The 11,583-nt window shown below is 42.7% G+C and carries 9 protein-coding genes; 4 read left to right on the plus strand and 5 right to left on the minus strand.

Translation table 11 applies throughout. The annotated features are described in order from the left end of the window. Positions 1-622: 622 nt before the first annotated feature. The 5 genes from JMX13_RS05750 to JMX13_RS05770 all read right to left on the minus strand — a co-directional run bounded on the left by JMX13_RS05750 (position 623) and on the right by JMX13_RS05770 (position 8,216). Positions 623-2,308, minus strand: a complete 1,686-nt coding sequence (locus tag JMX13_RS05750; protein WP_227686228.1) for an AMP-binding protein — start codon at positions 2,306-2,308, stop codon at positions 623-625. A gap of 56 nt (positions 2,309-2,364) precedes the next feature. Beyond that, positions 2,365-3,423, minus strand: a complete 1,059-nt coding sequence (locus tag JMX13_RS05755; protein WP_201610781.1) for a CaiB/BaiF CoA transferase family protein — start codon at positions 3,421-3,423, stop codon at positions 2,365-2,367. After that, positions 3,416-5,587, minus strand: a complete 2,172-nt coding sequence (locus tag JMX13_RS05760) for a 3-hydroxyacyl-CoA dehydrogenase NAD-binding domain-containing protein (RefSeq protein WP_201610782.1) — start codon at positions 5,585-5,587, stop codon at positions 3,416-3,418. The genes JMX13_RS05755 and JMX13_RS05760 overlap by 8 nt, the downstream gene beginning before the upstream one ends. Before the next feature lie 76 nt (positions 5,588-5,663). Further along, entirely contained in the window at positions 5,664-6,872 is a 1,209-nt protein-coding gene (locus JMX13_RS05765; protein WP_201610785.1) for an acetyl-CoA C-acetyltransferase, read from the minus strand. 192 nt (positions 6,873-7,064) lie between these two features. After that, positions 7,065-8,216 (minus strand): acyl-CoA dehydrogenase family protein, encoded by a 1,152-nt coding sequence (locus tag JMX13_RS05770; RefSeq protein ID WP_201610791.1) that lies wholly within the window; start codon positions 8,214-8,216, stop codon positions 7,065-7,067. A 277-nt stretch (positions 8,217-8,493) separates the two neighbouring features. Here JMX13_RS05770 and JMX13_RS05775 point away from each other — a divergent pair, with 277 nt between their 5' ends. The 4 genes from JMX13_RS05775 (at position 8,494) to JMX13_RS05790 (ending at position 11,453) form a co-directional block, all read left to right on the plus strand. Further along, positions 8,494-9,144, plus strand: coding sequence for a TetR/AcrR family transcriptional regulator (locus tag JMX13_RS05775; RefSeq protein WP_201610793.1), 651 nt, complete (start codon positions 8,494-8,496; stop codon positions 9,142-9,144). 246 nt (positions 9,145-9,390) lie between these two features. Beyond that, positions 9,391-9,924 carry a DUF2058 domain-containing protein gene (locus JMX13_RS05780; protein ID WP_201610795.1) on the plus strand — a complete coding sequence of 178 codons (534 nt, stop codon included), beginning with the start codon at positions 9,391-9,393 and terminating at the stop codon, positions 9,922-9,924. A 280-nt stretch (positions 9,925-10,204) separates the two neighbouring features. Further along, positions 10,205-10,537 carry a hypothetical protein gene (locus JMX13_RS05785; RefSeq protein ID WP_201610797.1) on the plus strand — a complete coding sequence of 111 codons (333 nt, stop codon included), beginning with the start codon at positions 10,205-10,207 and terminating at the stop codon, positions 10,535-10,537. Between the two features lie 16 nt (positions 10,538-10,553). Then, complete coding sequence (locus tag JMX13_RS05790; RefSeq protein WP_201610799.1) at positions 10,554-11,453, plus strand: CAP domain-containing protein; 900 nt, start codon at positions 10,554-10,556, stop codon at positions 11,451-11,453. The last annotated feature ends 130 nt before the right edge of the window (positions 11,454-11,583 follow it).

The following is an 11,583-nucleotide window of genomic DNA, read 5'->3' on the forward strand; positions in this document are numbered from 1 at the left end:
TACTAACAGGATACTTTCACTTCTAACTGACGTTTTGAGTAGATAATTTGTCTCAGCAGAATTTGCAGAAATCTTGCGGGCTCTAAAATAGCTTTACTCTAAATATGTAAAAAAGAAGTCTAGGGGTCTGCTCAATTTTTTGATACTTTGAGAGAAAGCTATATCCCTTATTATCAATGATTGAGAAGCTTACTTGGAAGTAGAGCTACTTTAAGAGAGTGTAACAATGAAGAAATTTTATTTTGTAGACTGGCTTAATATTTATTAGATGCAAACTATCTCACTATTATGGTCATAGGAATACTATAAATTCATGTAAGGTATGACTAATTCTTATAGAAGTAAAAAAAGGTTGATAACACTATATTTTACATAGTATTAGCAACCTTTTTTATTTAGTGTTTTATTCAGGTGATGTTGTTAATATTGGGGTTTTAGACAAGTTGTGTTTTGACATTGTACTTCCTCCATGAAGAATTGAACGATTAGCATCCATTGCTAATCAACTGTTTGCGACTCTCAATATTCTTATAAAAAGTCTCATTGATAAAAGCTGACTTGTAAATAAAAAGCCAGCCATTAATGAAACTAAGACACACTTTGAGCATTTGTTTTAGGACAATCAAGCTTCAGCAGCTTGTTTTCTAAGCTTGTGACGCAATATCTTGCCCACTGTGGATTTGGGCAGCTCATCGATAAACTCCACATGTCGTGGGCATTTATATCCCGATAAGTTCTTTTTACAAAACTCGATCAGCTCTTCTTTTTTTAAGCTTTTGTCATCGGTGACGACATACAACTTGACCGCCTGACCTTGTTGCTCATCATCGATACCCACTACTGAGCACTCTCTAACTTTAGGGTGCATCTCGACCACGCCTTCGACTTCATTAGGATATACATTAAAGCCGCTAACGATAATCATGTCTTTTTTTCTATCTAACAGCTTGACGTAGCCTTCTGCATCGATAGAGCCCACATCACCTGTCTTCAGATAGCCATCTTTGGTAAAAAATTTGCTGTTATCGAGATTATGATAGCCTTTGATAACGTTCATGCCCTTAATACCAATCTCGCCTACTTCACCGATATTCAGCTGATTTTCATCATCGCCTAAGATGACCATGTCAATGCCTGGTACTGGCATACCGATGGTACCTGTAAAGTTTGTATTGGTCAGAGGATTAGCAGTACCTACCCCGAGCGTCTCAGACATCCCCCAACCTTCGATGATCGTTACGCCCGTGGTATCTAGCCACTTACGTGCCATCTCAGGCGTGGCCGCCATACCGCCAGCTAGTGACAGCTTAAGGTTAGAAAAGTCCAAATCCTTGAATTTGGGATGATTGAGTAGCGCCTGGAACAATGTGTTTACTGCTGGTAGCAGATGAAAGTCTTCTTTTGCAAGGAGCTTAACAAAAGTGTCGATATCACGTGGGTTGGTAACCAGCAGCAAGTGCTGACCCGTACGCAGCCCAAGTAAAGAGATGATAAAAGCAAAAATATGATACATCGGCAAGGCAATTACTGATGTCAGCTGTCCATCGTTATCCGTATACTTAAGTGGTTTAAACCATTCGCTATATTGCTTAGTACCGTAGACGACATTGTGATGGCTAATTAAGATACCCTTAGCCATACCCGTCGTACCACCCGTATATTGAATCATAGCAAGATCATCAGGCTTGACTTCGGGCCTTGTATATCTTAAATCCGCGCCTTTTTGTAGCACCGTTTTAAAGCTCACCTCTGTACAGTTAGTACAGCCAGACAAGTCATACTTAGGCACGGCCTTTTTGATATATTTTGCTGCCAAATTAACCACAATACCCTTGGCTATACCCAACATATCGCCAATAGCACTGACCACGACTGTCTCGACAGATGTTTTATCTATGATAGCGGCTAAGCTATGACAAAAAGGCTCTAGTATAAACAGTAGCTTTGCATCAGCGTCGTTGAGTTGATGCTTGAGCTCACGTGAAGTATATAGTGGATTAATCAGAGTCAACACCATGCCCGCTCGCAAGGTGCCGATGACGATAGGCAAGTATTGATTAACATTAGGCATCATCACCCCAACGCTACTACCCGCTGGTAGATCCAAACTTTGAATCCAAGCGGCGATGCTTGTTGCGATTTGATCGACTTGCTGATAGGTATAAGAGACGCCCATGTTGGTCATGAACTTGCGCGGCGCAAATTTAACCAATACTTCATCAAAGAAATCATTTAAGGATTGGTCAACATAAGGCAAGTCTTTGGCGACACCCTCAGGATACTTCTCGGTCCAAAACTTATTCATCATCAACCTTCCTTGGTTTTTGGCAATTAATTTTTTAAAAGTAGCATTAGTGCACTATTTTACTGCCAACCTGATGTCGCACTATGCTCATCTTGGTGTGCAAATAAAGGATGTGCTTTTGCCTCCTCTAAAGTTAATACTGGAGTGACACAAACATCGGCTGTCTCAAAAACCTTCTGCCAGTGAGCAAGATCTTGACTGGCAAAGGTATCTGCAACTACTTGTGCTGCCTCTTGGCTATCTTTGGTATTAGGCATAACGCCCATTTGCCAGTGTTTAGATTTGAGTTCGGGCAACTCTAACACCTCACATAATCCTTGCCAAAATTTCAACTCCAAGGAGCCGACTGCCATATGACGACCGTCTGCGGTTTTGTATAACCGATAACAAGGCAATAAGCCACCTAAGAAATCATGTTGCGGCTTTGGATTTTTGCCAGAAAAGCTCGCAACCAACTCACCAGTCGCTTTTGGCATGATCAGATGCTGATACAAGCTGTGAGTCATACTGACCGCAACGTGACGACCTTTTCCCGTACGCTGTGCTGAAAATACAGCAGCTAAAAGGGCAATTACTGCCGTATCACTGCCGCCTGCCAAATCTGCAAACTGGATGTTAGGCATTGCTTGATCGCCATTTGCCGTCTTGAGCTGGTCAAGTACGCCACTCATCGCCATAAAGTTGATATCATGACCCGCTTTAGCCGCCCAGTCATGAGTGATGTTATCGCGGTCAGCAGTGCCATAACCAGTAATAGATACCATGACCAGCTTTGGATTAATCGCATGCAGGGTCTTAGCGTCCAGTCCCATACCTTCAAGCACTTCTGGACGGAAACTATCCAGCATCACGTCAGCATCTTTAAGATGCTCTTTGATAGCTTCAATACCTGTTGGATCACGGAAATCAACTTTCTGAGTCTCTTTACCATGGTTTAATGCGGTAAACAGCTCGCCAAAAGCGCGGGCTGGATCGCCATTAAGCGGTTCAATCTTAATAATATCCGCGCCCAAATCTGCAAGCAGCCTAGTCGCAAAAGGCCCTGGGAGATTACGCGTCAAATCAACGACGCGCAGCCCCCGTAGGCAGTCTTTCATAGCATCAGCTTGATTAACCATCTACAAACTCCTCGCCACTTGAAGCCATCTCTACAAGAATTTGAGCAGGTGCAAAACGCTCACCGTATTTGCTCGCAAGCTCGCGGCTACGCGCTACAAATTTATCGACGCCTACTGAATTAATGAACTGCAGCGTACCACCTTGGTTTGGTGCAAAGCCCCAACCGAAGATTGAACCGATGTTGGCATCAGCCACAGTACGTACCACGTTTTCCTCGAAGCACTTTGCAGTCTCATTGGCTTGCACGTAAAGTAAGCGGTCTACCAAGTCTTGCTGCGACGGCTGCTCATCTGTCGTTGGGTACAGTTCAGTAAGCTCAGGCCATAGATGCTTTTCACCATTTTGCGGATAGTCATAGAAGCCTTTAGCAACCTTTTTACCTTCACGGCCAAGTTCTTTGACCATTTTTTCTACCACTGGCATAGCAGGATGTGGGGTAAAGGTTTTGACTTCTGCTTCTAAGGCACGCTTGGTTTGCTGCATGACATGTAATGACAGGCTTAGTGACACCTCATCTTGTAATGCCAGTGGCGGCATGGGCATACCAGACTTCATGCCGGCAACTTCGATGCTGCGTGGGTGAATGCCTTCACTCAACATCGCGATGCCTTCTGATACGTAAGTACCAAAAACGCGAGAAGTGTAGAAGCCGCGGCTGTCATTAACAACGATTGGTGTCTTACCGATTTGACCGACATAATCAAAACCTTTAGCCAAAGTGACATCATCGGTTTCTTCGCCAACAATAATCTCAACTAAAGGCATCTTATCGACTGGAGAGAAGAAATGTAAACCGATGAACTGGCTTGGACGCGTGCTGGCTTTGGCAAGTTCAGTAATAGGCAAGGTTGACGTGTTAGAAGCATAAACGGCAGTGTCTGGAATAACGGCTTCAGATTTACGCGTACATTCTGCTTTAATTTCTACATCTTCAAAAACGGCTTCGATGACTAAATCACAGCCCTCTAAATCATCATAAGACGTTGTGGTCTTGATAAGATCTAATAATGTTTGTTTCTTTTCTTCCGTTGAACGACCACGGCTGATAGCTTTATCGAGCAGCTTACTAGAATAGTTTTTGCCTTTTTCGGCACCTTCGATAGCCGTATCTAACAGTACCACTTCCATGCCCGCTTTAGCTGAGACGTAAGCGATACCAGCACCCATCATACCAGCACCAAGAATACCGACTTTGCTCACTTTAGAGCGCTCATATCCTTCTGGGCGTGACTGACCTTTTTTGATGCTATTTAGCTGCGTCCAAAGGGTATTAATCATATTTTTAGACACGTCTGATAGCGCACAGGCGACAAAAAAGCGTGACTCAATTTTAAGACCGTTATCGATATCGGTAAGACAGCCTTCAAATACACTAGATAAGATGTGGGTAATAGCCGGATAATTGCCGTGCGACTTTTGATTGGCCATCGCGGGCGCAATTGAAAACACTTGCACCACGTTAGGATGCTTGCTATCGCCGCCCGGTATCTTGAAGCCTTTTTTATCCCATGGCTGCTGCACTTTTGGATTTTCATTAATCCACGCTTTTGCCTTACTGATAAGCTCGTCATTGTCATGAGCCACGTCATCGATAAGGCCAATTTCTAGCGCTTGCTGTGGGCGAAGCTCTTTGCCTTGCGTCATCAGCTCAAGGGCTTTTTGAATACCAACCAAGCGTGGCAGACGCTGAGTACCACCACCGCCTGGTAATAAACCTAGCTTAACTTCAGGTAAACCCAGTTTGGTTTTTGGCGAATCAATGGCGATACGATAATGGCAAGCTAGAGCCAACTCCAAGCCACCACCAAGCGCTGTACCCGTAATCGCTGCAACCACAGGCTTACCTGAAGTTTCGAGTTTACGCAGACTAGCTTTCAAATCCTCAACCAAATCAAATGCTTGCTCCGCAGTTTCAATAGTGGCCAGTTGATCAATATCTGCGCCGACTACAAAGGTTGACTTGCCAGATGTTAGGATCAAACCTTTTGCGTCTTGGTCGTTGACAAATGCATCAGTCAATGCGGCAAAGGCGTCATTAAAGCCATCACCAATGACATTCATCTTACGATCTGCTTGATCGATAGTGACCGTAATAATACCGTTATCGGCTTGGGCAGAAAAATTATTCAATGCATTGATGGCATCTACGCTATTAGTGCTCATATTCAGTCCTTCTTAATTTATTATGCGGTACAATTGGTCATTGAAAACCGCTATTTATAAATGCTTTATTAACGTTCTATACACGTTCAATAATAGTCGCAATACCCATACCACTACCCACACATAGGGTAATCATAGCTGTTTTTAGGTCGCGGCGCTCAAGCTCATCAAGCACTGTTGTCAGCAGCATCGCGCCTGTTGCGCCAAGTGGGTAACCCATAGCGATAGCGCCACCGTTGACGTTGACGATATCAAGCGAGAGGCCAAAATCATCCGCAGTATTAAGCGGTACAGCAGCAAAGGCTTCGTTAATCTCCCAAAGGTCGATATCAGCAGCAGTCATACCGGCTTTAGCCAAGGCTTTTTTACAAGCGGGTGTAGGACCAGTCAGCATAATAGCTGGCTCTGAGCCAATGACTGATGCCATAGTGATTTTGGCACGTGGCTTAAGACCAGCTTTTTGACCGGCAGCCGCACTACCGACGAGGCAAATTGCCGCACCATCAACGATACCCGATGAGTTACCAGCGTGATGTACGTGGTTGACGTTTTCAATCGTCGTATATTTATCAAGAATAACGCCATCGAAGCCCATTTTTCCTGGCATCATAAAGGATGGGTTTAGGCCAGCTAAAGTCTCTACTGAAGTGTTTGGACGAATAGTTTCGTCTTTGTCTAATAGCAATAAACCGTTTAAATCTTTGACTGGAACCACTGATTTACCGTAGTAGCCTTTTTCCCAAGCGGCGGCGGCTCTTCTGTGTGACTCTGATGCAAACTCGTCAACGTCTTTACGGCTAAAGCCTTTTAGCGTTGCGATGGTATCAGCGCCTACGCCTTGAGGGACAAAACTTGTGGCATTATTGACACGGGGATCCATATACCAAGCGCCGCCATCAGAACCCATCGGCACACGGCTCATAGATTCAACACCACCGGCAACGACCATGTCTTCCATACCAGACATCACTTTGGCAGCAGCAAGATTGATAGACTCAAGACCGGATGCGCAGTAGCGTGACAAGGTTACCCCTGCGACACTTTGATCCCAGCCCGCATCAAGAACAGCAATACGGGCAATATCAGAGCCTTGCTCGCCAACCGGTGTCACACAGCCGAGCACCACATCGTCAACCAAGCTGGTGTCTAAATTGTGGCGCTGCTGCATCTCTTTGAGTAGCGTGCGAGTCAGCCAAATGGGAGAGGCTTGATGTAAAGCGCCGTCTTTTTTGCCTTTGCCACGTGGGGTGCGGATGGCATCATAGATATAAGCGGTCTCGGTCATAATAAATCCCTTTAATATTTCATTGGATATGTGTTAAATAATGAAGTTTTGAGGAGAATATATTCTCCTCAATTCAATGCTTAATAACATTTGGCTTAATAACATTCGTATATTGGCTGGTATGTATTTATCTGCATACAGCGGTTTGCATCAAGCGGTTTACATACAGCGGCTTGGTTTCACCTAACGCTATTACATAAAGCGTGAGGCCAACTCCTTCATAATCTCATTAGTGCCGCCGTAGATTTTTTGTACGCGAGAGTCAGCATACATACGAGCGATAGGATACTCGGACATATAACCATAACCACCAAATAGCTGTAAGCACTCATCCATCGTTTTGCACTGTTTTTCAGTGACCCAGTACTTAATTAATGAGGCTTGGGCTGCGGTAAGCTTACCCGCTATCTGCGCCTCAACAGCAGAATCACACAAAGCTTTTACCGCTAAATAATCAGCTTGTACTTCAGCTAACTTGAAGCGCGTGTTTTGAAACTTCCAAATCGGCTTACCAAAGGCTTCGCGCTGCTTGACATAATCAAGCGTCAGCTCTAAAGCAAGTTTCATAGCGCCGCAACCACTTAAGGCAATAATCAGACGCTCTTGTGGCAGCTCTTGCATCATTTGTATGAAACCTAGACCTTCCATACCGCCTAATACGTTTTTTTGTGGCACACGCACATTACTAAAGAATAGCTCCGAGGTATCTTGACCAGCCAAACCAGTCTTTTTAAGGTTACGTCCACGTGAGAAACCTTCTAAACCGTCCGTCTCGACCAAGATAAGTGAGACGCCCTGAGCACCCTGCTCGCGGTCTGTTTTACAGGCTAGTAGAACAAGGTTTGCATGCTGACCGTTCGTGATAAATGTTTTTGAGCCATTGATGATATAGTCATCACCTTCTTTTATCGCGTAAGTCTTGATAGCTTGTAAGTCAGAACCAGTGGTAGGTTCAGTCATCGCAATAGCAGCGACGTATTCGCCAGTAGCCATCTTAGGCAATAATGATTTCTTCTGATCTTCAGTACCAAGCTTATAGATATAAGGGGCAACGATACCTGAATGTACCATACCGCCATAGCCCGCTTGGTTCGCTTGTGCTTGAGCTAACAAAATAGCAGCTTCATGACCAAAGTTACCGCCGCCGCCGCCGTACTCTTCTGGTATAGAGGCACATAAAAAGCCCATCTCGCCTGCTTCGTTCCACGCTTCACGGTCGATCATACCATTTTCACGCCACTGCTCGTCTTTAGACTCCCAACTTTGGAACATCTTCAAAGCACTGTCATATACCATACTATGTTCTTCGGTCATCCAGTTTGAGGCAAAGGCTTCAATACTCATGCTATCCATCCTTGGTTTAAATTAAAAATATAATTAAATTGATTGTGCTGGAATTAAAGTTTTATTAAGAGTGGCAATTAATGGTAATTTAAATTACCCTTTGCACAAAACCTTAAATCGATACAAACATTAACTCGTGACAAATATACTAGGTTATCAAAATACTTTATTCAATCTGTTTAATTTAAATGGTAATATAAGTTACCATAATTATGTTTTGTAAGCTCAATAAAGAAACTCACTCTCAATCAAGCAAAATATATAGGAGTAAATATTTATGACAAGGGTCAGCCCAAAGGACAGCCTTACGACACCTCATCAATTGGCACCGTTGGCAGATATGCGACCTGCCACCTTGGATAAGATTGAAAAAGCAGTTCGTAAAGTGTTCGCAGGCTTCGATCCTAGTGAAGTCACGATGGCGCAAATTGCCAAATCTGCCAACGTGTCATTGCAAACCCTCTACAAATACTTTGGCGATAAGCAAACCCTATTTAATACCATTATGGATATCGTGCTTGGCAGATTGGCTGAACGAATCATGGATCATCTGCAAGGGATTGATAGCGTGAAAGATCGATTGCGTAAGACGCTTTGGGTGTGTTTTGATTTTGTAGATACTCATCCCGATGCAGTGATGGTACTGTCCTCGGTATCGGTATCACGTATTCGCAGTATTGCTATTTATGAGAATAAAGATCTGATTGGTGCATTTTTGGATGTATTAGAAGATGGGCAAAAACGCGGTGTATTGAACGACAGCGTGCCGCTATATATTTTGTTTGATGTGTTTATGGGATTTATTAGCCGTCTAGGATTAATGCATATCATGCGTCAGAGCCATACGCCGATAAACAAAGATTTTGATGCGTTGTTTGTGATTTTGTGGCGAGCGATATCTAAGCCTGACATAGAAAGTCTTCAATGAAAATGATATAAAGATAAATTGTTTAATATGCGTATTCTGCTTAAGATAATTAGGCTGAATGGTAGCAAGCAATGTCGTTTAGCTTAATTGATGACATACCCTAGTTAAAATTCTAGCGGCCATCATTAAAGCTATCCTTTTAATAAGTGGTTAGCCCGCTCAATGTGATGACATGACTGCGCAAAATTTGTTACCATGACTTTTTAAATGCTACGATTTAGGTAATTTCACTTAGGTAATAAAGACATGGCCAAAAACGCCCTACAAGAACAACTCTTAAAAGCTGGATTGGTGGATAGCAAAAAAGCCAAAAAAATCAGTAAACAGTCGCAGCATGCCAAGCGTACTGGCGACGCCTCAAACCTTGAAGCCAAAAAAGCCTTGGCAGACGCTCAAGCCAAAAAAATAGAAAAAGATCAAAAGCTTAATCAGGAAAAACAGCAGATTTTGGAAGAAAAAATGCTAAGAGCCAATGTTATTCAGATGATTAAGCAACACCAAATCACAGAAATACAGGGTGACGTCACCTATCAATTTATTGACGATGCGAAAATTAAAAAGATTTATATTACCCAAAAGCTCTATGATCAAATAGTGGCGGGTCATGTGGTGATTGCGCGCTTAGAAGACGATTACGCGCTGCTTCCTCGCCCATTGGCTGACCGTATCAACTCCAAGCTCGAAGGCTTTATGGTGGTGTCGAATGACAAATCAGAGGTTGAGCTGGCAGAAGATGACCCTTATGCTGCTTATGTCATTCCAGATGATTTAATGTGGTAATTTATTCTTAAATATTGAAGAATGAGATTCTGATTATCCTATTTACTCAAAAAGTCTTTTATAGATAACTCTATAAAAGACTTTTTTAATGCTTGTTTAGTGAGTCAACTACAAATTCTTAAGTGGTGTACTCTTAAGGTCATATCGATTTAAAACGAATTTTTCATTGCAGGATTACTTTATAATAAGGTTAGGCTAAAAAGCACAAGCTAACATAGCTAAAATCATCAGCAACAATAATTATTAGACCGATACGCGGGTATAACTTTAGGGGCAGCTAGTGGGTGAAAATATTAGGGTTAGCATTTTATTATTAAGTACGTTTCTGGTTGCCTGTGGTGGCGGTGGCAGCGGTGATTCAAATAGCGATAAGCCATCAAAAAATGACGGCAAACTCCCAACAGATACCGAAACGTCACAAGGTAAACCACTTACTGAAAAGCTACAAGAAACACCAGAGGATACAAATACTCCTTCAGTAGGAGGCACGCCTGCCGAAAAAACTGAAACGATACCTATCAGTACAGTAAGTAATAAAAACCATCCTACTGCCTCCATTGCCGGAATGAACTTGATTAGTTTAGAACGGCAGGCTTGGCGGACTGTCGTATGATAATGATTTAGAACATTTGTCAGTTCAGCATGCCCAGTACATTCAGCATATGTTCTCAAATGCCAATGTGAGCAGTTTTAATGCTCATAGCCAGCAACCTCTGGTGGGCTTAGAAAAAACAACGGGCATAAACAATCCTTATTATTCTGGAGTTAATTTTAAAGATCGCCTTATCGCTGCCAATTATCCAAATAGCAGCTATATCGCTGGTGAAAACATTTCTCACAGAACCGCCTATTCTTCGAATGGTCTGAGCTTATCGCCTGATACTCATGCAATAGATATGGCGCGCGGCCTGCTATCAGCCCCTTATCATATGCGGACACTGGTAAATCCCAATATGAATAGCACAGGCGCAGGCTTAGTCACTTATACACCTTTTGAAAAAGATGCCAACACTTCAAAAGGTTATTTGTTCGTTACAAGCATTGCAGGAAGTATTACAACCCCTAAAGATATTGCCAATAAAATCATCACCTACCCTTGCGCCGCAAGTACAGGAGTAAAAACAGGGCTATTTAATGAATCTCCCAATCCTGTGCAGGGCACAAATCGTAACTTAGCTACTGACCCTATCGGTCACCCCGTACATATTAGATTGGCCGATGCAAACACTATCAAAGTCAGTAATGTGAAGATTATAGATGTCAAAAGAAATATCAATATTCCTATTAATATGATTGATACAGATAATGATCCGCATAAAGGCACTTCCTATCAGTTACCAGCAAACGAGGCTTTCATACTGCCTATTACCGATAACTTAAAGAGCTGTGAAGTCGGTAATCGCAAAGGCCAAAACTGTGGTTTGTATGGTAATAGCGACTATCAGGTAAGCTTTGATATTTTAATCAACAATAAAAACCTAGAAACGAGAAAATTTACCTTTAAAACACGTCCGGTCAATTACAGCTAAGAACTCTTTTCATTCGTAAAAATGCCAACAAATAAGAAAAGCCCTATCTTGTGCTAGGGCGTGTCCCTAATCTGGAAAAGTAAGTTCAAAAGCCTTAAAATATAGAGACTATTTCAAACATGGCTCTCTA

Source organism: Psychrobacter immobilis (assembly GCF_904846285.1).
Lineage (GTDB): Bacteria > Pseudomonadota > Gammaproteobacteria > Pseudomonadales > Moraxellaceae > Psychrobacter > Psychrobacter immobilis_D.

What these genes read in the sequence shown, in the direction of transcription:
- JMX13_RS05750 (WP_227686228.1), bottom strand. Translation starts at nt 2,308, where the DNA reads ATGATGAATAAGTTTTGGACCGAGAAGTATCCTGAGGGTGTCGCCAAA.
- JMX13_RS05755 (WP_201610781.1), bottom strand. Translation starts at nt 3,423, where the DNA reads ATGGTTAATCAAGCTGATGCTATGAAAGACTGCCTACGGGGGCTGCGC.
- JMX13_RS05760 (WP_201610782.1), bottom strand. Translation starts at nt 5,587, where the DNA reads ATGAGCACTAATAGCGTAGATGCCATCAATGCATTGAATAATTTTTCT.
- JMX13_RS05765 (WP_201610785.1), bottom strand. Translation starts at nt 6,872, where the DNA reads ATGACCGAGACCGCTTATATCTATGATGCCATCCGCACCCCACGTGGC.
- JMX13_RS05770 (WP_201610791.1), bottom strand. Translation starts at nt 8,216, where the DNA reads ATGAGTATTGAAGCCTTTGCCTCAAACTGGATGACCGAAGAACATAGT.
- JMX13_RS05775 (WP_201610793.1), top strand. Translation starts at nt 8,494, where the DNA reads ATGACAAGGGTCAGCCCAAAGGACAGCCTTACGACACCTCATCAATTG.
- JMX13_RS05780 (WP_201610795.1), top strand. Translation starts at nt 9,391, where the DNA reads ATGGCCAAAAACGCCCTACAAGAACAACTCTTAAAAGCTGGATTGGTG.